The organism is Candidatus Pseudomonas auctus (assembly GCF_048654275.1).
Classification (GTDB): Bacteria; Pseudomonadota; Gammaproteobacteria; order Pseudomonadales; family Pseudomonadaceae; genus Aquipseudomonas; species Aquipseudomonas pharyngis.
In genome coordinates, this window is record NZ_JBJYZK010000004.1 from 285666 (window position 1) to 308489 (window position 22824).

Consider the following 22824-nt stretch of genomic DNA (forward strand, 5'->3'; position numbering starts at 1 on the left):
CTGTTCGGGGGTTCATCCAGAGGACACTGGAAATGACACAGGCAATTGCATCGCCCATCGTTCACGACCTGATCGGCGTCGGTTTCGGCCCTTCGAACCTGGCGCTGGCCATCGCTCTGCAAGAGCGCGGCGCGACCCAGGGCGAGCTGGATGTGCTGTTCCTCGATAAACAACCCAACTACAGCTGGCACGGCAACACCCTGTCGACCCAGAGCGAGTTGCAGATTTCCTTCCTCAAGGATCTGGTGACCCTGCGCAATCCGACCAGCCCGTACTCGTTCGTCAACTACCTCAAGCACCACGGCCGTCTGGTGGACTTCATCAACCTCGGCACCTTCTATCCGTGCCGCATGGAGTACAACGACTATCTGCGCTGGGTGGCCGCGCAGTTCACTGAGCAGAGCCGCTACGGCGAAGAAGTGCTGACCATCGAGCCGGTGCTGCACAACCATCAGGTCGAAGCGCTGCGGGTCATTTCCCGTGGTACGGACGGCCAGCAGTTGGTGCGCACCGCACGTTCGGTGGTGGTCAGCGCCGGTGGCACTCCACGCATTCCCGAGGCGTTCAAGGCGCTGAAGGGTGACGCTCGGGTTTTCCATCACTCGCAATACCTGGCCGAGATGGCCAAGCAGCCGTGCATCAACAACCAGCCGATGAGCATCGCAATCATCGGTGGCGGCCAGAGTGCGGCGGAAGCCTTCATCGACCTGAACGATTCGTTCCCGTCGGTGCAGGTGGACATGATCCTGCGTGGCTCGGCCCTGAAGCCGGCGGACGACAGCCCGTTCGTCAACGAAGTGTTCTCGCCGGAGTTCACTGACCTGATCTTCCAGCAGAACAGCAGCGAGCGTGAGCGTCTGGTCAACGAGTACCACAACACCAACTACTCGGTGGTCGACATCGACCTGATCGAGCGTATCTACGGCATCTTCTATCGCCAGAAAGTCTCCGGCGTCGCACGTCATGCGTTCCGCACCCTGACCACGGTCGAGAAAGCCACCGCCACCGAACGCGGTATCGAACTGACCGTGCGCAACAACGCCACCGGCGAAGTCACCGTGCGTGCCTACGACGCGGTTGTGCTGGCCACCGGTTACGAGCGTCAGATGCATCGCAAACTGCTGGCGCCGCTGGAGGAGTACCTGGGCGACTTCGAGGTCGATCGCAATTACAAGCTGATCACCGACGAGCGCTGCAAGGCCGGTCTGTACATGCAGGGCTTCTGCCAGGCCAGCCACGGTCTGAGCGATACGCTGTTGTCGATCCTGCCGATCCGCGCGGACGAGATTGCCGGCTCGCTGTATGAGCATGGCAAGAACCGCGGGCACAGCCGTTCGGTGATGGATCTGTTGTTGGCGACTGCCAGCTAAACCTGCGGCGTTTGCCAAATCGTCTTCGCGGGCAAGCCCGCTCCCACAGTGGATCTCTGCTGACCACAAAATCTGTGTTCAATGAAGATCCCCTGTGGGAGCGGGCTTGCTCGCGAAGAGGCCTTCAAGTAAACCGCAAAAACTCAATCCTGAACCCTTCCTGAACACCCGCCACATTCCCCGACACACTTCCTTTTGCGGGTTTACTCTCCTGAAATCGGGGCGTAAGCTTCGCGCGTTTTCATCAATAGCGGAGACCCACAGTGGGTACTTGTTCGAGTGACAGTTGTCGGCCGGTCCTTGTAACCGGCGGATTCTCGGCAAGATAACGCGCATTCCTTTGTGCCGTTGTCTCGCCGAACAGCGAGCAGCGGCATCCCGATCATGACCGGTCCCGGTCATGTCCCGACGTCCTTCTCATCGACACTGAAAAGCCTGTGAAGTCGACTTCATCGTCGTCATTACAGACCTATCGACACGCCTGTCTTTTCTGACCGGCGCGCCACGCCTTGCCGTGCCGGTTTTCCGGTGCCCAGGACGAGGACGTACCTGCTCGACGGTTTCCCGGCTGACCATAGGGGCAACAGCCATGAAACTTACGCTCAAGGAATTTTTCGCAGGCTTCCTGCGGACCCGTCACATCGCCCGGCACTTCCGTCGCCTGGCCTTGCTGGAAACCCTCAGCGACACCACGGTCAGCCGTGAAGTGCCGCCCACCCTGGCCAATACACTGGTGGACGCCGCCCATTGCGACAGCGGCGTGCTGTTGTCGAACCTCGGCACCCACACCGATGGCCTCACTGATTTCGAAGTCGATGTACTGCGTGCGCAGCACGGCCTCAACGAAGTCGAACACGAGCAACCGCTGCCGTGGTGGACCCATCTGTGGCATTGCTACAAAAACCCGTTCAACCTGCTGCTGACCCTGTTGGCGGTGATCTCGTGGCTGACCGAAGACCTCAAGGCCGCCATCGTGATTTTCTCGATGGTGGTGCTGTCGACGCTGCTGCGCTTCTGGCAGGAAAGCAAATCCAACCAGGCCGCCGACGCGCTCAAGGCGATGGTCAGCAACACCGCCACCGTGCTGCGCCGGGATGCGCCGCGCGCTGAACTGCCGATTAAGCAACTGGTGCCCGGCGATCTGATCGTGCTCTCGGCCGGTGACATGATTCCTGCCGATTGCCGGGTGCTCAGCGCCAAGGACCTGTTCGTCAGTCAGGCGGCGATGACCGGTGAATCGATGCCGGTGGAAAAATTCCCGCGTCAGGCCGATCGCGACACGCGCAATCCGCTGGAGCTCGACAACATCCTGTTCATGGGTACCAACGTGGTGTCCGGGACGGCGGTGGCGGTGATTCTCACCACCGGCAACAGCACCTATTTCGGTGCGCTGGCGCAGCGGGTCGGGGCGACGGATCGTGCGGTGACTTCGTTCCAGCAAGGGGTGAACAAAGTCAGTTGGCTGTTGATCCGCTTCATGTTCGTCATGGCGCCGCTGGTGTTGTTCATCAACGGTTTCACCAAGGGCGACTGGACCGAAGCGCTGCTGTTCGCGCTGTCGATCGCCGTGGGCCTGACCCCGGAAATGCTGCCGATGATCGTCACCTCGACCCTGGCCAAGGGCGCGGTGTTCCTGTCGCGCAAGAAAGTCATCGTCAAACGCCTGGATGCGATCCAGAACTTCGGCGCCATGGACGTGCTGTGCACCGACAAGACCGGCACCCTGACCCAGGACAGGATCTTCCTGGCGCGCAATGTCGACGTCTGGGGCGAAGACTCCGACGACGTGCTGGAAATGGCTTACCTCAACAGCTACTACCAGACCGGGCTGAAAAACCTGCTGGATGTGGCGGTGCTGGAGCACGTGGAAATCCACCGTGAGCTGAAGGTCGGTACGGCCTTTCGCAAGGTCGATGAAATCCCGTTCGACTTCAACCGCCGGCGCATGTCGGTGGTGGTCGAAGGGCGCGGCCAGCCGCATCAACTGATCTGTAAAGGCGCAGTGGAAGAAGTATTGGCGGTGTGCAGCCGGGTGCGTCACGGTGAAGTCGACGAAGCCTTGAGCGATGAATTGCTGGCGAAAATTCGTCAGGTCACCGCAGCATTCAACGCTGAAGGCTTGCGTGTGGTCGCGGTGGCGGCACGGTCGATGCCGCAGGGGCGCGACACCTACAGCCTGAGCGACGAGCAGGAACTGACGCTGATCGGTTACGTGGCGTTTCTCGATCCGCCGAAGGAAAGCACCGCCCCGGCACTCAAGGCCCTGGCCGAGCACGGCGTGGCCGTGAAAGTGCTGACCGGCGACAACGAACTGGTGACCGCCAAGATCTGCCGCGAAGTGGGCCTGGCCCAGCAAGGCCTGTTGATGGGCAACGACATCGAACGCATGAGCGACGCCGATCTGGCCGTGGCGGTAGAAACCACCAACGTGTTCGCCAAACTGACGCCGTCGCACAAGGAACGCATCGTGCGCATCCTCAAGGGCAACGGCCACGTGGTCGGGTTCATGGGTGACGGCATCAACGACGCACCGGCGCTGCGCACCGCAGACATCGGGATTTCCGTGGACAGCGCGGTGGACATCGCCAAGGAAGCGGCCGACATCATCCTGCTGGAAAAGAGCCTGATGGTGCTGGAGGAGGGCGTGCTGGAAGGGCGTCGGACCTTCGCCAACATGCTCAAGTACATCAAGATGACCGCCAGCTCGAACTTCGGCAACGTGTTCTCGGTGCTGGTCGCCAGTGCGTTCATTCCGTTCCTGCCGATGCTGCCGATGCACCTGCTGGTGCAGAACCTGCTGTATGACATTTCGCAGATCGCGATCCCGTTCGACAACGTCGACGACGAGATGCTGAAGCAGCCACAACGCTGGCAGCCAGGGGACGTCGGGCGCTTCATGCTGTTCTTCGGCCCGATCAGTTCGATCTTCGACATCACAACGTTCGCCTTGATGTGGTACGTGTTCGATGCCAACACCCCGGATCACCAGACCCTGTTCCAGTCCGGCTGGTTCGTGGTGGGGCTGCTGACCCAGACGCTGATCGTGCACATGATCCGCACGCCGAAGATTCCGTTCCTGCAAAGCCGCGCGGCGATGCCGCTGCTGGTGATGACCGCAATCATCATGGCCGTGGGCATCTTCCTGCCGATGGGGCCGCTGGCGCACTACTTCAAATTGCAGGCGCTGCCGTCGATGTACTTCGTGTTTCTGCCGGTGATCCTGCTGGCGTACATGGCGCTGACCCAGGCCGTCAAAGGCTTCTACATCCGCCGGTTCGGCTGGCAGTAACAGGCAAGATTCCCCCCTTGTGGGAGCAAGGGGGGCGGTTTCAAGGAGTTCGACATGCAAGCGATCAACAATCTCAACCTCACCTCATTGCTCGACACTTTGGTCAGCCTCAGCGCGGCGTTCATTCTCGGCGGCCTGATCGGCTTCGAACGCCAGTACCGGCAGCGCACGGCGGGCTTGCGCACCAACGTGCTGGTGGCGGTCGGCGCGGCAATTTTCGTCGACATGGCCAACCGTCTCGCCGGGGCCGAAGGCGCGGTGCGAGTGGTTGCCTACGTGGTTTCCGGCATCGGTTTTCTCGGTGCCGGGGTGATCATGCGCGAAGAGGGCAACGTGCGTGGGCTCAACACCGCCGCCACGCTCTGGACCTCGGCGGCGGTTGGTGCCTGCGCCGGTGCCGACCTGCTGGCCGAAGCGGTGCTGGGCACCTTGTTTGTGCTGGCCGCCAATACCTTGTTGCGGCCGATCGTCAACAACATCAACCGTCAGCCGCTGGACGTGGTCTCGGCGGAAGTCACCAACATTGTTTATGTCATCGCTCGGCGTTCGCAGCAGAAAGCCGTTTTCGCCTTGCTCGAGGCCGAGCTGGAACGCAGCAATTACCCGGCCAGCGATGTCGATGTACATGCCTTCGGTGCCGATGAAATCGAGATCGAAGCGACGCTGGCCACCACCTCGGTGGACGGTGATGAACTGGATGCGCTGGTGGCGCGAATCTCGACGTCGACGCTGGTGGTGCAGGCGTTCTGGAGTCCGAGCACCACGGAGTAACTTTTTCAATCCCGATGAGTGACCGTGTTTTTCGGAAAAGTCCTACAGAGTGTATCCCGATGCTTGGGTAGTCTTGCCGCCACTTGAAGCGACTACCCGGACTTCCACATTGACCGACAAAACCCTGCGCATCCTGATCGCCGACTTGCAGCATTTTCATCGGATGAAGATCGAGCGCCTGTTCAATGGCCTTGATTATTACCGCATTGCACCGGTGCAAAGTCTTGCCGAACTGTTGACCCTGGTCGATTACGGCTGTCAGCCGTTCGATGTCCTGGTGGTTAATGCCGAACTGGCGAGCGGGATCGCGGATCTGCCCGGTGTTCTGTTCGATCACCCACAAGTCCGACGGGCCCTGGTCTATGGTGAGCCGGCGGATTCCACAGGTGTTCCCGGGCATTTTGGGGCAAAGGTCATCACCAGCCCTGCAGCGCTGCCTTCATTCGACGAAATCGAACAGCTGATGACCTCGGTCGAGGCATCGCTTGGGCGGTCATCGCGTGCGCTATCACAGATCGGTCTGGCGCGCACCTGTCAGATCTGACAGGTGCTTCATCGTAAAGTCTGTGCAACAGTTGTAGCGCAGCTACCAATAGTCCCGTTCATGCAAGATCGGTGGCTTCATCACTATGTAATCGCACCGGGAGTGGTCATGGGTCGAGTATTGCTTGCCGAAGATCACCCGGTGGTCGTCTCTGCCATCCGTATGCTGTTGCATGGGTTGGGCTATAAGCAGATTCACGTGGTGTCGAGCGGCGTCGACGTCGTGCCGATGATTCGTGAACATGCGCCGGATCTGATGATTCTCGACCTGAACCTTGCAGGTATGGGCGGGCTGGATGTATTGGAGCGTATCAGGACTATCGGGCTGGTTTGCAAAGTCGTGATTTTTACCTCGGCTCCCCAGGACAGTTTCCTGATGCGCTGCCGGCGTGCCGGAGCGATGGCCTTCGTGGAAAAGTCTGCCGACCTGAAACAGCTCGAGAATGCGATCAAGGCTGTGCGTTCGGGCTACACTTTTTTTCCTGAAATGCACGGTGTCAGTTCAGGACAACTCGATGCACTGAGTGATGAGCGGCAGTTGATTGATCGGCTGTCCGACCGCGAACTGCATATTCTGGTGCAACTGGCTCACGGCAAGTCCAACAAGCTCATCGCCTTGGAAATGAACCTGAGTCACAAAACCGTCAGCACCTACAAGACCCGATTGATGCTCAAACTGGGAATAACGTCCTCAGTGACGTTGCGAGAGCTGGTCGTGCGCAACGATCTGTTCTGAGAGGCTTTCCATGATGAGACCGTTGCGGTTGGTGTTTCTGTTGGCACTTTTGTTTGCAGGCACAGTTCAGGCGGCGACGAGTGCGCAAAGACTGGAAATCGTTTCCCGCACCCGCCTGGAAGGCGTGCAGGTTCGCCTTGATGATCAGGATAAACAGTGGCTGAGCGCGCATCCGGTATTGCGCATCGGTGCCTCCTGGCCGGATTACCCGCCCTTTGAACTGACCCGCAAGCGCCATGAGCTGGAAGGCCTCACCGCCGATTACGCCGATGCGATTGCACAGGTACTCAATCTCGCCGTTGAAGTCTGGTGCTATCCCGACCGCGCAAGTGCGATGGCCGCGCTCAAGGCCGGTGATCTGGATTTGCTGGGCACGTCGAACAACTTCGAGATCGCCGACCCCGAACTGATGCTGTCCCGTGCCTACGCCGAAGATCAGCCGATGTGGGTGACCCGGCTCGACGAACCGTTGCCCGACGATCTGGCCGGCAAGCGAATCGCCATGGTGGACGACTACCTGCCAGCCTCGACCATCGAGCAGGCTTACCCGCAAGCCTCCCTGCAGCGTTATCGCTCGATTCTCGATGCCCTCGGCGCGGTGGCGTTCGGTCGGGATGCGCTCTACCTTGGCGACTTCATCAGCGCCAGCTATCTGATCAACACTCATTTTTATAACGACCTGCAACTGGCGGGCCCCTCGGGCCTTGACGCCAACCCGTTCGGCTTCGCCCTGACCCGCAGCAACACGCGGTTGAAACGTCTGGTCGACAAGGCCCTGCTGGCGATTCCCATGGAACAGCGCCTCGCGATGGAGCTGCGCTGGAGTGCCGGGCGCGCCGACAGGGCAGCACAGTCGCGGGTAAGTCTGAGCGACAGCGAGCAACAATGGCTGGATCAGCATCCGGTGGTGCGAGTCGGTGCTATCGACGATTTTGCGCCGCTGGCATTCTTTGATGCCGATGGCCGGTTCAGCGGCCTGACTGCACAACTGCTCAACCTGATCAGTCAGCGCAGTGGCCTGACATTCGAGGTGGTGCGCGGTCAGTCTCTGGATCGTCAGGTCGAGCAGCTCAGGAGCGGGGAGCTGGATCTGTTGCCGGTGCTGACACCGAGCCGCGAGCGTGAACTTGAAATGCGGTTCACCCGGTCGTACGCCAACAGCCCCTTCGTCTTGATCACCGATTCGAAGGCACAGGCGCCGCGCAGTCTCGAGGAGATGGCGGGTAAACGACTGGCGCTCTATCGCGGTAATCCGCTGCGCGAATATCTGTTGGAGCACGTGCCGCAGATCAACCTGATCGAGTTGCCGAGTCCGGCGGACGGTACGCGGGCGCTGCTTGATGGTCGGGCTGATGCGACATTGAGCTCGTTGCTGGTGGCGCGTTATCAGATCGATCACCAGTACCGTGAGCGCTTGCGGATTGTCTCCACGCTGGGTGATCAACCGGCCCGGATTGCCATGGCCACGGCGCCCGATGCCCCGCAACTGCAATCGATTCTGAACAAGGCGCTGCTGGCCATTGCCCCCCAGGAAATTGATGGTCTGGTCGCGCGCTGGAGTCGTAACGTGGTGCTGCAGGACAGCTATTGGCAGCGTCATAGAGAGCAAATCCTGCGCGGCTTTGCCATTGCTGCCGGGTTGCTGTTGCTGGCGTTGGGCTGGATCGCCTTTCAGCGTCGGCAGATCCGTCAGCGTCAACGATGGTTAAGACAGTTGCAGGAGGCCAAGGAGGCGGCCGATGAAGCCAATCGTGCCAAGAGCACGTTTCTGGCGACCATGAGTCATGAAATCCGCACACCGATGAATGCCCTGATCGGCATGCTTGAACTGGCCCTCAAGCGTGCCGATGAAGGCGTGACCGATCGCCAGGCGATCGAGGTGGCGTCCAGTGCCGGGCAGCAATTGCTGGCATTGATCGGCGATATTCTCGACATCGCGCGCATTGAGGCTGGGCATTTGTCGCTGGTTCCCGAACGGGTCAATCTGCGCGAGGTGGTGCAGTCGGTGTGTCGGATTTTCGAAGGCCTGGCCCGGCAGAAGCAATTGTTGTGGCATGTGGAGCTGGATGAACGCAGCAACGTCGAGGTGATGATCGATGCCCTGCGTTTCAAACAAGTGCTGTCGAATCTGTTGAGCAATGCCATCAAGTTCACCGATGACGGCGAGGTGAGCCTGCGCTTGCGCGTATTCGGCGAACAGGACGGGCTGATTGAAGTGGGTGTAGCCATTGAAGACAGTGGCCGGGGAATCAGCGCCGAGGATCAGCAACGCTTGTTCAGCCCGTTTGTGCAGGTCGGCGATCATCAGACTGCGGCGCAGGGCGGTTCTGGCCTGGGGTTGGTGATCAGCCGCAACCTGTGCCGGATGATGGGTGGTGATTTGTGGATGACCAGCGAGCCGGGCAGGGGCACTCAGGTCATGCTTCGACTGGAACTGCCAGTGCTGCAGCCGCTGGTGCAGGAGGCTGCACCGGCACCCGTGGCGACGGCGGTCAAGTCGCTGAACGTGCTGGTGGTGGATGACCATCCCGTGAATCGCCTGTTGTTGTGCCGACAGTTGAGTGAACTCGGCCATCGCCCCGTTGAAACCGATGGTGGTGGGAGCGGGCTGGCGCTGTGGCGCGGGCACTCCTTCGATGCATTGATCACTGACTGCAACATGCCGGGGCTCAACGGTTACGAGCTGGCGCGCGCGGTGCGTCAGGAAGAGGCCGCGACGGGCAGGGCGCCCTGTCTGATCCTTGGATTTACCGCCAATGCGCAAATGGAAGAAAAGCAGCGATGCCGGGCAGCCGGGATGGACGACTGTCTGTTCAAACCGGTTCTGCTGCGCGAATTGAGCCAGGCCCTGATGGCCGCAACATCCGAAGGCGCGCAGATCGAAAGCGTGGACGATCCGGTAGAGGCCGAGTTCGATCTGAGCGCGCTGTTGCAACTGGCAGGCGCGGACAACTCGCTGATCGGGCAATTGCGTGAGGAGGTGCTGAGCAGTCTGCGCATTGACCTGAAGCGTCTGGATGAGTCAGGCCGCAAAAATGACCGCGCCGATTTGCGTGATCTGGCGCATCACGTCACGGGCGGGGCGCACATGATCGGTGCCGAGCGTGTGGTCTCGGCGTGTCGGGTGCTCGAACAAGCCTGCCGGGCCGATCAGCCCGAAGCGGCATTGATGGCCGCCATCGATTCGCTGCGCGAGGCCATGCACGACCTCGCGCAGCAGCTTCAAGCCTGATCGATCAGTCCCACTGCGGCGCGATGCCTTTGGGGCTGGTCAGGCGATGGCCGCGCTCCAGTGTGGCGATCAGCGCCATGTCGGCGTCGCTCAGGGTCAGCGCCGTGGCACCGAGGTTGCCTTGCAGGTTGGCGCGTTTGGTCGACGACGGAATCACCGCGTAACCCGATTGCATCGCCCACGCCAGCGTAACCTGCGCCGGGGTGGCATGCAGGCGCTCGGCGATCTGCACGATCAGCGGATCCTTCAGCACTTCGCCGTAGGCGAGGGTCATGTACGACGTGATCTGGATGCCCTGACTCTGCGCGAACTCGACGACCTTGCGGTTTTGCAGGTATGGGTGCAGTTCAATCTGGTTGGTGGCGATATTTTCCGCACCGACCGCAGCAATCGCCTGTTTCATCAGGTCGATGGTGAAGTTGGACACGCCGATCTGCCGGGTCAGGCCCAGGCGTTTGGCTTCCAGCAGCGCGCGCATGAATTCCTCCACCGGCACCTGATCTTCCGGCGACGGCCAGTGGATCAGCGTCAGGTCAAGGTAGTCGGTCTGCAGCTTTTGCAGGCTTTCCTTGAGGCTTTCGATCAGACGATCCCCGGCGAAGTTGGCGATCCAGATCTTGCTGGTGATGAACAGCTCTTCACGGGCAATGCCGCTGGCAGCGATGGCTGCGCCAACGTCGGCCTCGTTTTCGTAGATCTGTGCGGTGTCGATGACTCGGTAACCAAGTTCAAGGGCAGTGCTCACCGAATCGATGACCACCTGGCCTTGCAGGCGAAACGTACCAAGACCGAAAGCGGGAACAGACATGCAGGACTCCAGGATTGCAATGGGAATGGGCAAGAGTATCCGCGTCTGATTCCCCGGGAAAAACCGCTGTCGGGACAAAGTACTGTTGACTGAAAGTCACGAATCACCGCAATCGGTATCGTTCCACCGGTAGAACGATGAGGACGGTTTTGGCTGACTAGTACTAAATACGTGGCGAATTTATGATCGGCCCATGATCAACCCAATTGCGGAGTCCACCATGAAAAATCTTATCGGTCTCTACACCAGCCCTCGCGGCCACTGGGTCGGCGATGGGTTTCCGGTGCGCACCCTGTTTTCCTACGACAACCTGGGCCAGCACATCAGCCCGTTCCTGCTGTTGGATCACGCCGGGCCTGCGCATTTCACCCCGACTACTGAACGCCGCGGCGTGGGGCAGCATCCGCACCGTGGCTTCGAAACCGTGACCATCGTTTACGAAGGCGAAGTGCAGCACCGCGACTCAACCGGCAGTGGCGGCACCATCGGCCCGGGCGATGTGCAGTGGATGACGGCGGCTTCCGGCATCCTGCATGAGGAATTCCACTCGGAAAACTTCGCCAAAACCGGCGGCAATCTGGAAATGGTGCAGCTGTGGGTGAATCTGCCGGCGAAGGACAAAATGGCCGCGCCGGGTTACCAGACCATTCTGGACAGTGATATTCCGCAAATCGCGCTCAAGGACGGTGCCGGCAGCCTGCGGCTGATCGCCGGTGAATTCGACGGCCACAAAGGTCCATCCCGCACGTTCACGCCTATCGACGTGTGGGATCTGCGACTGAACACTGGCAAGTTGCTCTCGCTGGATCTGCACGAAGGCCGCAACACGGCGCTGGTGGTGTTGAAGGGTTCGGTTCAGATCAACGGTGGGGAGTCGATGCGCGAAGGCCAGTTGGCGCTGTTCGAGCGTGATGGCGATCGCATCACCCTTGAAGCCAGCGCGGACTCGGTGGTGCTGCTGCTCAGCGGCGAGCCGATCGACGAGCCGATTGTCGGCCACGGCCCGTTCGTGATGAACACCGAGCAGCAAATCCACCAGGCTTTCGCCGACTTCCAGTCCGGCCGCTTCGGCCAGATGCACGGCTGAAAATCCTGGCAGGCGCCACGTGCGCCTGCCGGTTTTTTTTGAGCGCGTGCAGTGGCGCTCATCCCGCCAAATCAATTCCTCCTACACTGAGCCCAATCTGTGCGATCTTCTCGCGACTGGCCCCTGTCGGAGTTGTTTGATGCTGTCTCTGCTCACCGATCATCCGTTGTTTTGTGCCCTGATCCTGATCCTGGTCGATCTCGGTCTGTGGCGCCTGATCAGCGCCCACGGCAGCGCGTGGAAACTGTTGGTGCGGGTGCTGATTTTTGCCCTGTTCAGCATCCTGCTGTTCAACGAAGGGCTCAACCCGATGGAGCCTGCGCCGTGGGCCGACAATGTACCGTTGCACCTGGCGGCGACCGGGTTGCAGATCGGCTGGTGGCTGTTCGGCGCGCGCACCCTGACGGTGCTGATTGGCGCGGTGATGATGCAGCGGGTCGGGCACACCGGGCGGCTGTTGCAGGATCTGCTCGGTGCGGTGATTTTCCTGATCGCCATTATCGCGGCACTGGCCTATGTGCTGGATCTGCCGGTCAAGGGCGTGCTGGCAACCTCCGGGGCGCTGGCGATCATCGTCGGTCTGGCGTTGCAGAGCACCTTGAGCGACGTGTTTTCCGGGATCGTGCTCAACACCACGAAGCCTTATCAACTGGATGACTGGATTTCCATCGACGGCACCGAAGGTCGGGTCACCGACATCGACTGGCGCGCCACGCGCCTGCAAACCAGTCAGGGCAGCATGGCGGTGATTCCCAACTCGCTGGCGGCCAAGGCCAAGATCATCAACTTCAGCCGGCCGAGCAATATGTTCGGGGTGGCCGTCAGCGTGCAGGTCAGCCCCCATGCGCGGCCCAGTTCGGTGATCGAGGCCCTGGAGCGGGCGATGCAGGGCTGTCGCCAATTGCTGGAGAGTCCCGCGCCGAGCGTCGCACTGAAGAACTCCAACAGCGCCGGCGCCGAATATGAAATCAGCGGGTTCGTCGCCTCGATGAGCGAAAAGCGCGTGGTGCGCAATCAACTGTTCGACCTGGCGTTCCGGCACTTGCAAGCGTCCGGGGTCAATCTGCTATCGAGCGATGAGCCCGGCGTGGCGAGCAATCTTTCGCGGCCACGGGCGTTGCTCGACAGCTCGCCGATTTTCTCCACCCTGCGTCAGGAAGAGAAAGAAACCTTCAGCCAGAACATGACCCTGCAAACTTTCCGGGCCGGCGAGATGATCCTCGCGGGCGGCGAGGTCAGCGATCACCTGTTCATCATCGAATCCGGCGTGGTCTCGGTGACGCTCAAGCGCCATGGCACGCCGTTCGAGTCTGGACGGATGGGGCCGGGTGAGGTGATCGGCGAGGCGGGGATTCTGTCCGATACGTCGTTGCCGGCCGACTTCTCCGCCAAGACCTTCTGCGCGCTGTACCGCATCGAGAAGTCTTATCTCAAGCCGTGCCTGGACGCTCGTCACGACATCAACGACGCGATGCAGGCGCTGCTCGATTTCCGCCTGCACAAGGCGCAATCCCTGACGGAAGAAACGCCGGTGCTGGCGCCGAAAAAAGGGTTCCTGCAATGGCTGCGCAATCGCGTCTGAGCCTTCAGCGCAGGCCGTAATCCGCCAGTTTGCGTTCCAGTTTCAGGCGCACCTGCGGCCATTCGTCATCGATGATGCTGAAGCGCACCGAGTTGCGCTTGCGGCCGTCCGGCATGATGCGTTCGTGGCGGACGATGCCTTCCTGTTGCGCGCCGAGCCGCAGGATCGCGTTGCGCGACTTCTGGTTGTTCTCGTCGGTGGTGAACTGCACCCGCACGCAGTCGAGCACCTCGAACGCGTGGCGCAGCATCAGGTACTTGGCCTCGGTGTTGACGAAGGTCTTCTGAAAACGTGCCGAAATCCAGCTGCTGCCGATCTCCAGCTTGCGGTTGAGCGGGTCGATTTTCCAGAACCGGGTCGAGCCGATCACCTCGCCGGTTTCCTTCAACACGATGACAAACGGCATGACCGTGCCTGCCTCACGGCCGTCGAGGGCCTTCTTCAGGTAAGCGTCGACGGTGGTGGCCGACGGCACCACGGTGACCGTGAGGTTCCACAGTTCACCGTCGGCGGCAGCGCGGAGCAGGGCATCGGCGTCGGTGTATTGGAGCGGGCGCAGGATGATGCCCTGGCCTTGCAGCGTGGTTTGCATGTGGGGATTCTCGGCGATCGGGCAAGGGCTTATTACGCCGTACGGGAAGGATCCGACGCAACCGTCGCGGTGGGCGGATGTCACAGTTTTTATCGGTCAATGGCGGGAGTCCGGACGATGAAAAAAATGCGCATTGCCACGTTCAACGTCAACGGCCTGCGGGCCCGACTGCCGAACCTGCTGGAATGGCTCAAGCGCGAGCAGCCGGACATCGCCTGTTTGCAGGAGCTGAAACTGGTGGACAGCGCGTTTCCCGCCGCCGATCTGGAGGCTGCGGGTTATGGCGCCATCTGGCACGGCCAGGCGTCATGGAACGGCGTGGCGATTCTTGCCCGCGATGCGCAACCGCTGGAGAGCCGGCGCGGTTTGCCCGGCGATCCCGACGATAAACACAGCCGCTACCTCGAAGCGGCGGTGCACGGGGTGTTGGTGGGATGCCTGTACCTGCCCAATGGCAATCCGCAACCGGGGCCGAAGTTCGACTACAAACTGGCCTGGTTCGAGCGCCTGATCAAATACGCCAAGGATCTGCAAAGCAGCGATCACCCGGTGGTGCTGGCCGGCGATTACAACGTGGTGCCCACCGATCTGGATATCTACAACACCCGTTCGTGGCTCAAGGATGCGTTGTTGCAACCGGAGAGCCGCGAGTGCTATCAGCGTCTGCTGGATCAGGGCTGGACCGATTCGTTGCGGCATCTGTATCCCGAGGATCGGCTCTATACGTTCTGGGATTACTTCCGCCAGCACTGGCAGAAGAACTCCGGGCTGCGGATCGACCATCTGCTGCTCAATCCGACGCTGAGCCCTTATCTGCACGAGGCCGGTGTGGATGCCTGGGTGCGTAATGAACCGCATGCCAGTGATCACGCACCAACGTGGATTCGTATCGATTCGCGTAAAAGACGCTAGCCGGTGATTGGTTAATTCAATTGTCGATTCGAGGCCCGGATCCCGTATACATGGCGACCATCGGCGGAACGATCCGCGCCCCCATGCAAAAGGACCCAGCCATGAGCGAGCCACGCCTGACGAATCTGAAACAGTATCTGCAACGCCTGGGATTCGATGTGCCCCCGACACCGACCCTTGAAACCCTGCGCCTGTTGCAACTACGCCATACCGGCGCCTTTGCTTTCGAAAACCTGTCGACGCTCAGTGGCGAGCCCGTCCTGATCGATCTGCCGTCCATCGAACGCAAAGTCTTTAATGACGCCCGTGGCGGTTACTGCTACGAGCTGAACAACCTGTTTCTGGCCTTGCTGCTGGAGCTCGGGTTCGATGCGCGGGGGATCAGCGGGCGCGTGGTCATGAATCAGCCCGAGGGCAGCTGGGCGGCGCGCACTCATCGCTTGAGCCTGGTGACCATTGACGACGTGCGCTACATCACCGACGTCGGCTTCGGCGGCATGGTGCCGACCGCGCCGCTGGTGCTGGATACCGAAGCCGAGCAATCCACCCCGCACGAACCGTATCGCATCGAAGTGCAGGCCGATGGCTACATGCTGCGGGCCAAGGTTGCTGGCGAATGGCGGCCGATGTACCTGTTCGACCTGCAGCGCCAGGAAGACATCGATTACACCCTCGGCAACTGGTACGTCTCGACCCACCCGGACTCACCATTCGCCCAGCGCCTGATGGTGGCGCGTACCGGCGACGGCTGGCGGCGTACGCTGAACAACGGCAGTTTCGCCATTCACCGCATCGGCGCCGAGAGCGAGCGGCGCGAAGTGACAGATGTTGATGAACTGATCGAATTGCTGGAACGGGAATTTGGCCTGAACTTGCCGCACCAGCCCGGTGCACGAGAGGCTCTGGCGCGCTTGATTCAGCCAGTTTGAACGCTACGGTTTGACGTCCGGTTCCAGCACCCGCCGGATCTCGTTCACGGCCGCCGACAGTTTTTTCTCAAGGCTCTTGAGGTCGGTGGCGGTGATGCCTTGCTTGAATTGCCCGCTTGAATGTTCGAGTTCATCGGTTGCGCCACGGCTGTTAAGCAATGCGTGGCGCAGGGTGTTGTTGATCACCGTCTGATACCCAAACCCTTCATCTTCGGCGACCGTACGTGCCGCTTCGATGACCGCATCATCAAGCATGATGGTGATGCGCGTTTTGCCCTTGGTGGGCGCCAATGCGCCGCGTTTGCCCTGAGAGAAGTCGTACTCGTCTTTCATCGGTCAGCCTCCAGAAAATATTCGCGACGTTCACTCGGTGTAGCGAAACGTGCGGAAATGATTCGAACGAAATTCGGTTCGCGGTAACTGTACGCAACAACCAACAAACGTCCTTTGCCGTCGTTGCCGAGTGTGATCCAGCGTTGCTCGTCATGGTCGTTGTCTTCAATGGTCAGTGCTCGGTCGTCGTAGAAGACCGGTTCGGCCTCGGCGAGGCTGATCCCTCTGTGCTTGAGTTTGTTGGCAGCATTCTTGCTTTTGTCGAACTGAATCTTGAATGACTTAATTATGCATACTTTATATGTATAAAAAAGAGTGCGGCCGCGCCGTCGGTCGCCGTGAATACTTCAGCCTAGGCGGATAAAACGTGGACTCGATTAGGGATGGGTTGCCGGATTTGTGGGGGGATGAAAGCAGCGGGATAGAAGGTTGGGTGGCTAGCTAACCATTATGTGACTGACAAGTTGTATACAAGTCTATGGACATTTGTCCTGACTCTTGCATACAGTGTGTGCATAACAAAAACCAGGGAACTCCCCCACCATGAAAACGCCCCATGTTTCACACCAACGGCCCGAGGACGAGAATCTCGGGGTCGGCGCGAATATGGCTTACGGCCTGCAACACGTTCTGACCATGTATGGCGGTATCGTCGCGGTGCCACTGATCATCGGTCAGGCCGCCGGGCTTTCGCCGGCGGACATCGGTCTGTTGATTGCTGCTTCATTGTTTGCGGGGGGGCTGGCCACGTTGCTGCAAACCCTGGGTTTACCGTTTTTCGGCTGTCAGTTGCCGCTGGTGCAGGGCGTGTCGTTCTCTGGCGTTGCCACCATGGTGGCGATTGTCAGCAGTGGCGGGGAGGGCGGCTTCCAGTCGGTGCTCGGCGCGGTTATAGCCGCGTCGTTGATTGGTTTGCTGATCACCCCGGTGTTCTCGCGAATCACCAAGTTCTTCCCGCCGCTGGTAACCGGCATTGTGATCACCACCATCGGCCTGACGCTGATGCCGGTGGCCGCACGCTGGGCCATGGGCGGCAACAGCCACGCGCCTGACTTCGGCAGCATGCAGAACATCGGTCTGGCGGCGGTCACGCTGGTGTTGGTGTTGCTGCTGAGCAAGGTCGGCAGCTCCACCATCTCGCGTCTGTCGATCCTGTTGGCCATGGTGATCGGCACGGTGCTGGCGGTGTTCCTCGGCATGGCGGACTTCTCCAGCGTCACCCAGGGCCCGATGTTCGGCTTCCCGACGCCGTTCCATTTCGGCATGCCGACCTTCCACTTCGCTGCGATCCTGTCGATGTGCATCGTGGTCATGGTGACCCTGGTGGAAACCTCGGCGGACATTCTGGCGGTCGGTGAAATCATCGGCACCAAGGTCGACTCCAAGCGTCTGGGCAACGGCCTGCGGGCGGACATGCTATCGAGCATGTTTGCGCCGATCTTCGGCTCGTTCACCCAAAGTGCCTTCGCCCAGAACGTCGGGCTGGTGGCGGTGACCGGGATCAAGAGCCGCTATGTGGTGGCGACCGGCGGTATCTTCCTGGTGATCCTCGGTCTGCTGCCGTTCATGGGCCGGGTCATCGCAGCCGTGCCGACGTCGGTACTCGGCGGCGCCGGTATCGTGCTGTTCGGCACCGTGGCGGCAAGCGGTATCCGCACGCTGTCCAAGGTCGATTACCGCAACAACGTCAACCTGATCATCGTCGCCACCTCGATCGGCTTCGGCATGATCCCGATTGCCGCGCCGAACTTCTACGATCACTTCCCGAGCTGGTTCGCGACCATTTTCCATTCGGGCATCAGCTCGTCGGCAATCATGGCGATCCTGCTGAACCTGGCATTCAACCACTTCACGGCGGGTAACTCGGATCAGCAGTCGGTGTTCGCGGCAGCAGAAGAGCGGACCCTGCGTTATCGCGATCTGGCAGCGCTGCGTGAAGGCGACTACTTCAGCGACGGCAAGCTGCATGACTGCGACGGCAACGAAGTACCGGTGATCGATCCGGATTCGGATCACGGTCATGGCGTACCGAAGGCACATGCCAAGAGCAGCGAGCACGTCTGACCGTTGTGGTTGAATGAAAAGGGCCGATCAGCTGGAAAAATGATCGGCCCTTTTTCTATGTCGCCGTTTTTTTCAGCGCCCACTAAAAAGCCCCTGAATCTTTCGATTCAGGGGCTCTGTATTTGGCTCCACAACCTGGACTCGAACCAGGGACCCAGTGATTAACAGTCACTTGCTCTACCAACTGAGCTATTGCGGAATTGGTGCGTATGTTACTGATTTAAAAAGACTAGTCAAGCGCGAGATATAAATTTGTTGGAAAGGTCAGGACGGGTGGCGGTTTATCGGCGATTGGCGGTTACCAGAACTCCACCAGAGGTCTACCATGGCCGCCCGGAAGTGGTCACACGCGCTGCCGGCCATTCGCCGAAAAGGTACGCGTCATGAATAGTCCCATCCTTACCCATCATCCTGTCGAGGTGTTCGCATGAGCACCGCGCAAATCAGCCTGCCCAAAGGCGTTGGCCCACATGCCGAAAAGCTTTTCGACGCGATCACTCAGGCCGGTACGGCTGAAGAGCTGAACCGCGCAGGCGGCAAGGCCGAAGGTTTTGTCCTCGGCCTGGAAAGCACCAAGGCCATCAAGAGCCAGATCGCCGAATCGCTCTACGTCGTTTATGACGATGCGGCGACTCAGCGTGCAGCGGAACTGGCTTAACCGCCGAACGTGAAGGTGCCGAGCATCAGTTTGGCGTACAGCATCGTCGCACCCAGTTGCACCAGCCACAGCGCCAGCCCGCCGAGAAACACCCCGGCCGCGACTTGCAGCACCAGGTTGTTGCCGCGTTTGGCCGGGGCGCGGGGGATGAAGTCATCCAGATCGTCGCGGTCGGCGCGCAGGTCATCGTTTTTCATGTCGTCTCTCTGAAATATCGTTTGGGTGCAGTCTAGAGGGTGTAGCGGTTTTTCTTCAGACAAATAAAAAACGGGAAGCCCGAAGGCTTCCCGTTTTCAGTGCGGCGCCGGATCAGATGACCTGAACGATGGCGTCCGTCACGGCTTCGATGTTGCTCTGGTTCAGCGCAGCGACGCAGATGCGGCCGGTGTCCAGGGCGTAGATGCCGAACTCGTTGCGCAGGCGATGAACCTGTTCGGTGGTCAGGCCGGAGTAGGAGAACATGCCGCGCTGACGACCGACGAAGCTGAAGTCACGCTGCGGGGCTTTCTTGGCCAGCAGAGCAACCATCTGCTCGCGCATGCCGCGAATGCGCAGGCGCATTTCAGCCAGTTCGGCTTCCCACTGGGCGCGCAGTTCCGGGCTGTTCAATACCGCAGCAACGATGCTTGCACCGTGGGTCGGCGGGTTGGAGTAGTTGGTGCGGATCACGCGTTTGACTTGCGACAGTACGCGCGCGCTTTCTTCTTTCGATTCGCTGATGATCGACAGCGCACCGACGCGCTCGCCGTACAGCGAGAACGACTTGGAGAACGAGCTCGATACGAAGAAGGTCAGGCCGGATTCGGCAAACAGACGCACGGCAGCGGCGTCTTCGGCGATGCCGTCACCGAAACCCTGGTAAGCCATGTCGAGGAACGGCACGTGACCTTTGGCCTTGACCGTTTCCAGCACGTTGTTCCAGTCCGCCGGGCTCAGGTCGACGCCGGTCGGGTTGTGGCAGCAGGCGTGCAGCACGACGATCGAGCCATTCGGCAGGGCGTTGAGGTCTTCGAGCAGGCCGGCACGGTTCACGTCGTGGGTGGCGGCGTCGTAGTAGCGGTAGTTCTGCACCGGGAAACCGGCGGTTTCGAACAGCGCGCGGTGGTTTTCCCAGCTCGGGTCGCTGATCGCCACAACGGCATTTGGCAGCAGTTGCTTGAGGAAGTCGGCGCCGATTTTCAGTGCGCCGGTCCCGCCGACGGCCTGGGTGGTGACAACGCGGCCAGCCGCCAGCAGTGGCGAATCATTGCCGAACAGCAGCTTTTGCACGGCCTGGTCGTAGGCCGCGATGCCGTCGATCGGCAGGTAGCCACGGGAGGCATGCTGAGCGGCGCGAATGGTTTCGGCTTCGATAACGGCGCGCAGGAGTGGAATTCGCCCCTCTTCGTTGCAGTACACACCCACCCCGAGGTTGACCTTATTGGTCCGGGTATCGGCGTTGAATGCTTCGTTGAGGCCCAGGATTGGATCGCGGGGTGCCATTTCGACAGCGGAGAACAGGCTCATTTTTACGGCAGCTCTATTGGAGAGTGGAGGGACGTGTGGCGCTCCAGCCGAATGCACTAGAGCGGTGCACAAACGGGGAGCTAGTATAGAGGCCATCATCGATCAATGGCGACAGGCGAATCGGCTTTTAAGGTAAGTTTTTCCGATTATTTCTCGACCGTTAGTCGAATGCATCTGTCGGAGACTTTACCGGATGTAGGACGTTTGCCTTGAAAGGCGAGGCAATCGGCTCCACATTCAGCACAATCTTCGTTTTTTCTTGCGCGACATCGGTCGTTTGCGGTCATTCTCGTGGTGCTGCGGTTTGCCAGCAGCGTCGCGATTCCAGAGGTGTTTATGTCTGAATTCCAGCTCGTCACCCGTTTCGACCCCGCCGGCGATCAACCCGAAGCCATTCGCCTGATGGTCGAAGGCATCGAAGCCGGGCTGTCGCACCAGACGCTGCTCGGGGTGACCGGGTCGGGCAAGACCTTCAGCATCGCCAACGTCATCGCCCAGGTGCAGCGCCCGACCCTGGTGTTGGCGCCGAACAAGACGCTGGCCGCGCAGTTGTACGGCGAGTTCAAGTCGTTCTTTCCGAACAACGCCGTCGAGTACTTCGTTTCCTACTACGACTACTACCAGCCCGAAGCCTATGTGCCGTCGTCCGACACCTTTATCGAGAAGGATGCGTCGATCAACGACCACATCGAGCAGATGCGCCTGTCAGCGACCAAGGCGTTGCTGGAGCGCAAGGACGCGATCATCGTCACCACGGTCTCGTGCATCTACGGTCTGGGCAGTCCGGAAACCTATTTGAAAATGGTCTTGCACGTCGATCGCGGCGACAAGCTCGACCAGCGTGCGCTGGTGCGGCGGCTGGCCGACCTGCAATACACCCGCAACGACATGGATTTCGCCCGTGCGACCTTCCGGGTGCGTGGCGATGTGATCGACATCTACCCGGCGGAATCCGACCTCGAAGCGATCCGCATCGAGTTGTTCGATGATGAGGTGGAAAGCATTTCCGCGTTCGATCCGCTGACTGGCGAAGTCATTCGCAAGCTGCCGCGCTTCACCTTCTATCCGAAAAGCCACTACGTGACGCCTCGGGAAACCCTGCTCGACGCCATCGAAGGGATCAAGGTCGAGTTGCAGGAGCGCCTGGAATACCTGCGCAACAACAACAAACTGGTGGAAGCCCAGCGCCTGGAGCAGCGCACCCGATTCGACCTGGAGATGATCCTCGAACTCGGTTATTGCAACGGCATCGAAAACTACTCGCGCTATCTGTCGGGTCGTCCGGCCGGTGCGGCGCCGCCGACGCTCTACGATTACCTGCCGGCCGACGCCTTGCTGGTGATCGACGAATCCCACGTCAGCGTGCCGCAGGTCGGCGCGATGTATAAGGGCGACCGCTCGCGTAAAGAGACCCTGGTGGAATACGGCTTCCGCCTGCCATCGGCGCTGGACAACCGGCCGATGCGCTTCGACGAGTGGGAAGGGGTCAGCCCGCAGACGATTTTCGTCTCGGCCACGCCCGGCAACTACGAAGCCGAACACGCCGGCCGGGTGATCGAACAGGTTGTGCGCCCGACCGGTCTGGTCGACCCGCAGGTTGAAGTGCGCCCGGCGCTGACCCAGGTCGACGATCTGCTCTCGGAAATCACCAAGCGCGTCGCGGTAGAGGAGCGAGTGCTGGTCACCACGCTGACCAAGCGCATGGCCGAAGATCTGACCGATTACCTGGCCGATCACGGCGTGCGCGTGCGTTATCTGCACTCGGACATCGACACCGTCGAGCGGGTGGAAATCATCCGCGACCTGCGTCTGGGTACTTTTGATGTGCTGGTGGGGATCAACCTGCTGCGTGAAGGTCTGGACATGCCGGAAGTGTCGCTGGTGGCGATTCTCGACGCGGACAAGGAAGGTTTCCTGCGTTCCGAGCGGTCGCTGATCCAGACCATCGGCCGGGCGGCGCGTAACCTCAATGGCCGGGCGATTCTCTACGCGGATCGCATCACCGGTTCGATGGAGCGGGCCATCGGCGAAACCGAGCGTCGTCGCGAAAAGCAGATCGCCTTCAACCTGGCCAACGGCATCACGCCGAAGGGCGTGTTCAAGGACGTCGCCGACATCATGGAAGGCGCCACCGTGCCCGGTTCGCGCAGCAAGAAGCGCAAAGGCATGGCCAAGGCCGCCGAAGAAAACGCCAAGTACGAAGCCGAACTGCGCTCACCGAGCGAGATCACCAAGCGCATCCGTCAACTGGAAGAGAAGATGTACCAGTTGGCCCGCGACCTGGAATTCGAAGCAGCGGCGCAGATGCGCGACGAAATCGCCAAGCTGCGTGAGCGGCTGTTGGCCGTTTAACGGATCGTTCCCACGCTCTGCGTGGGAATGCAGCCCTGGACGCTCTGCGTCCGCTCAAGG

General features: G+C 60.4%; 19 protein-coding genes and 1 tRNA gene. 13 read left to right on the forward strand and 7 right to left on the reverse strand.

Features of this window, described 5'->3' with window-relative positions; genetic code table 11:
- Window positions 1-32 precede the first annotated feature (32 nt).
- From ACKUG4_RS10225 to ACKUG4_RS10250, 6 genes are all read left to right on the forward strand, one after another.
- Entirely contained in the window at window positions 33-1370 is a 1338-nt protein-coding gene (locus tag ACKUG4_RS10225) for a lysine N(6)-hydroxylase/L-ornithine N(5)-oxygenase family protein (protein ID WP_064594788.1), read from the forward strand.
- Between the two features lie 589 nt (window positions 1371-1959).
- Window positions 1960-4659 (forward strand): magnesium-translocating P-type ATPase, encoded by a 2700-nt coding sequence (gene mgtA / locus ACKUG4_RS10230; protein WP_445433930.1) that lies wholly within the window; start codon window positions 1960-1962, stop codon window positions 4657-4659.
- Window positions 4660-4713: 54 nt separating this feature from the next.
- Window positions 4714-5430, forward strand: coding sequence for an MgtC/SapB family protein (locus tag ACKUG4_RS10235; RefSeq protein ID WP_074687672.1), 717 nt, complete (start codon window positions 4714-4716; stop codon window positions 5428-5430).
- Between the two features lie 109 nt (window positions 5431-5539).
- Window positions 5540-5974: a chemotaxis protein CheY gene (locus ACKUG4_RS10240; protein WP_085649008.1), complete on the forward strand. Its 435-nt coding sequence runs from the start codon at window positions 5540-5542 to the stop codon at window positions 5972-5974.
- Window positions 5975-6082: 108 nt separating this feature from the next.
- The gene (locus tag ACKUG4_RS10245) at window positions 6083-6709 is read left to right on the forward strand and encodes a response regulator (RefSeq protein WP_445434030.1); all 627 of its coding nucleotides are present in this window, start codon (window positions 6083-6085) and stop codon (window positions 6707-6709) included.
- A 10-nt stretch (window positions 6710-6719) separates the two neighbouring features.
- Window positions 6720-9941 (forward strand): ATP-binding protein, encoded by a 3222-nt coding sequence (locus ACKUG4_RS10250; RefSeq protein ID WP_445433931.1) that lies wholly within the window; start codon window positions 6720-6722, stop codon window positions 9939-9941.
- A 4-nt stretch (window positions 9942-9945) separates the two neighbouring features.
- Here the strand turns inward: ACKUG4_RS10250 and dkgB are convergent, their stop codons facing one another.
- Complete coding sequence (gene dkgB / locus ACKUG4_RS10255) at window positions 9946-10749, reverse strand: 2,5-didehydrogluconate reductase DkgB (RefSeq protein WP_445433932.1); 804 nt, start codon at window positions 10747-10749, stop codon at window positions 9946-9948.
- A 220-nt stretch (window positions 10750-10969) separates the two neighbouring features.
- Between dkgB and ACKUG4_RS10260 the strand changes: the two genes are divergently transcribed.
- A complete protein-coding gene (locus ACKUG4_RS10260; RefSeq protein ID WP_445433933.1) occupies window positions 10970-11836 on the forward strand; it encodes a pirin family protein in 867 nt (288 codons plus the stop codon).
- 139 nt (window positions 11837-11975) lie between these two features.
- Window positions 11976-13418 (forward strand): mechanosensitive ion channel domain-containing protein, encoded by a 1443-nt coding sequence (locus ACKUG4_RS10265; RefSeq protein WP_440816815.1) that lies wholly within the window; start codon window positions 11976-11978, stop codon window positions 13416-13418.
- 4 nt (window positions 13419-13422) lie between these two features.
- Here ACKUG4_RS10265 and ACKUG4_RS10270 read toward each other — a convergent pair whose 3' ends face one another.
- Entirely contained in the window at window positions 13423-14010 is a 588-nt protein-coding gene (locus ACKUG4_RS10270; RefSeq protein ID WP_445433934.1) for a GNAT family N-acetyltransferase, read from the reverse strand.
- Window positions 14011-14127: 117 nt separating this feature from the next.
- Here ACKUG4_RS10270 and ACKUG4_RS10275 point away from each other — a divergent pair, with 117 nt between their 5' ends.
- Both ACKUG4_RS10275 and ACKUG4_RS10280 read left to right on the forward strand, forming a co-directional pair.
- Window positions 14128-14922: an exodeoxyribonuclease III gene (locus ACKUG4_RS10275; RefSeq protein ID WP_445433935.1), complete on the forward strand. Its 795-nt coding sequence runs from the start codon at window positions 14128-14130 to the stop codon at window positions 14920-14922.
- 101 nt (window positions 14923-15023) lie between these two features.
- Window positions 15024-15851 carry an arylamine N-acetyltransferase family protein gene (locus tag ACKUG4_RS10280; protein ID WP_085649002.1) on the forward strand — a complete coding sequence of 276 codons (828 nt, stop codon included), beginning with the start codon at window positions 15024-15026 and terminating at the stop codon, window positions 15849-15851.
- 3 nt (window positions 15852-15854) lie between these two features.
- On the opposite strand, the gene ACKUG4_RS10285 is transcribed toward ACKUG4_RS10280, so the two are convergent.
- Entirely contained in the window at window positions 15855-16184 is a 330-nt protein-coding gene (locus ACKUG4_RS10285) for a BrnA antitoxin family protein (RefSeq protein ID WP_445433936.1), read from the reverse strand.
- Window positions 16181-16471, reverse strand: a complete 291-nt coding sequence (locus ACKUG4_RS10290; RefSeq protein ID WP_445434031.1) for a BrnT family toxin — start codon at window positions 16469-16471, stop codon at window positions 16181-16183. The genes ACKUG4_RS10285 and ACKUG4_RS10290 overlap by 4 nt, the downstream gene beginning before the upstream one ends.
- Window positions 16472-16727: 256 nt before the next feature.
- On the opposite strand from ACKUG4_RS10290, the gene ACKUG4_RS10295 reads away from it, so the two are divergent.
- The gene (locus tag ACKUG4_RS10295) at window positions 16728-18248 is read left to right on the forward strand and encodes a nucleobase:cation symporter-2 family protein (RefSeq protein WP_163974505.1); all 1521 of its coding nucleotides are present in this window, start codon (window positions 16728-16730) and stop codon (window positions 18246-18248) included.
- A 123-nt stretch (window positions 18249-18371) separates the two neighbouring features.
- On the opposite strand, the gene ACKUG4_RS10300 is transcribed toward ACKUG4_RS10295, so the two are convergent.
- Window positions 18372-18447 (reverse strand) — tRNA-Asn (locus tag ACKUG4_RS10300).
- 228 nt (window positions 18448-18675) lie between these two features.
- Here ACKUG4_RS10300 and ACKUG4_RS10305 point away from each other — a divergent pair.
- Window positions 18676-18906, forward strand: coding sequence for a hypothetical protein (locus tag ACKUG4_RS10305; protein WP_064594806.1), 231 nt, complete (start codon window positions 18676-18678; stop codon window positions 18904-18906).
- Here ACKUG4_RS10305 and ACKUG4_RS10310 read toward each other — a convergent pair.
- Both ACKUG4_RS10310 and ACKUG4_RS10315 read right to left on the reverse strand, forming a co-directional pair.
- Window positions 18903-19103, reverse strand: a complete 201-nt coding sequence (locus ACKUG4_RS10310; protein WP_007956421.1) for a hypothetical protein — start codon at window positions 19101-19103, stop codon at window positions 18903-18905. The genes ACKUG4_RS10305 and ACKUG4_RS10310 overlap by 4 nt on opposite strands.
- Before the next feature lie 112 nt (window positions 19104-19215).
- On the reverse strand, window positions 19216-20412 hold the full coding sequence (locus ACKUG4_RS10315) for an amino acid aminotransferase (protein WP_064594808.1): 1197 nt from the start codon (window positions 20410-20412) through the stop codon (window positions 19216-19218).
- A 336-nt stretch (window positions 20413-20748) separates the two neighbouring features.
- Here ACKUG4_RS10315 and uvrB point away from each other — a divergent pair, with 336 nt between their 5' ends.
- Window positions 20749-22764: an excinuclease ABC subunit UvrB gene (uvrB, locus tag ACKUG4_RS10320; protein ID WP_445433937.1), complete on the forward strand. Its 2016-nt coding sequence runs from the start codon at window positions 20749-20751 to the stop codon at window positions 22762-22764.
- The last annotated feature ends 60 nt before the right edge of the window (window positions 22765-22824 follow it).

Coding starts and splice junctions, on each gene's coding strand:
- ACKUG4_RS10225 (WP_064594788.1), top strand. CDS start 33: ATGACACAGGCAATTGCATCGCCCATCGTTCACGACCTGATCGGCGTC.
- mgtA (WP_445433930.1), top strand. CDS start 1,960: ATGAAACTTACGCTCAAGGAATTTTTCGCAGGCTTCCTGCGGACCCGT.
- ACKUG4_RS10235 (WP_074687672.1), top strand. CDS start 4,714: ATGCAAGCGATCAACAATCTCAACCTCACCTCATTGCTCGACACTTTG.
- ACKUG4_RS10245 (WP_445434030.1), top strand. CDS start 6,083: ATGGGTCGAGTATTGCTTGCCGAAGATCACCCGGTGGTCGTCTCTGCC.
- ACKUG4_RS10250 (WP_445433931.1), top strand. CDS start 6,720: ATGATGAGACCGTTGCGGTTGGTGTTTCTGTTGGCACTTTTGTTTGCA.
- dkgB (WP_445433932.1), bottom strand. CDS start 10,749: ATGTCTGTTCCCGCTTTCGGTCTTGGTACGTTTCGCCTGCAAGGCCAG.
- ACKUG4_RS10260 (WP_445433933.1), top strand. CDS start 10,970: ATGAAAAATCTTATCGGTCTCTACACCAGCCCTCGCGGCCACTGGGTC.
- ACKUG4_RS10265 (WP_440816815.1), top strand. CDS start 11,976: ATGCTGTCTCTGCTCACCGATCATCCGTTGTTTTGTGCCCTGATCCTG.
- ACKUG4_RS10270 (WP_445433934.1), bottom strand. CDS start 14,010: ATGCAAACCACGCTGCAAGGCCAGGGCATCATCCTGCGCCCGCTCCAA.
- ACKUG4_RS10275 (WP_445433935.1), top strand. CDS start 14,128: ATGAAAAAAATGCGCATTGCCACGTTCAACGTCAACGGCCTGCGGGCC.
- ACKUG4_RS10280 (WP_085649002.1), top strand. CDS start 15,024: ATGAGCGAGCCACGCCTGACGAATCTGAAACAGTATCTGCAACGCCTG.
- ACKUG4_RS10285 (WP_445433936.1), bottom strand. CDS start 16,184: ATGAAAGACGAGTACGACTTCTCTCAGGGCAAACGCGGCGCATTGGCG.
- ACKUG4_RS10295 (WP_163974505.1), top strand. CDS start 16,728: ATGAAAACGCCCCATGTTTCACACCAACGGCCCGAGGACGAGAATCTC.
- ACKUG4_RS10305 (WP_064594806.1), top strand. CDS start 18,676: ATGAGCACCGCGCAAATCAGCCTGCCCAAAGGCGTTGGCCCACATGCC.
- ACKUG4_RS10310 (WP_007956421.1), bottom strand. CDS start 19,103: ATGAAAAACGATGACCTGCGCGCCGACCGCGACGATCTGGATGACTTC.
- ACKUG4_RS10315 (WP_064594808.1), bottom strand. CDS start 20,412: ATGAGCCTGTTCTCCGCTGTCGAAATGGCACCCCGCGATCCAATCCTG.
- uvrB (WP_445433937.1), top strand. CDS start 20,749: ATGTCTGAATTCCAGCTCGTCACCCGTTTCGACCCCGCCGGCGATCAA.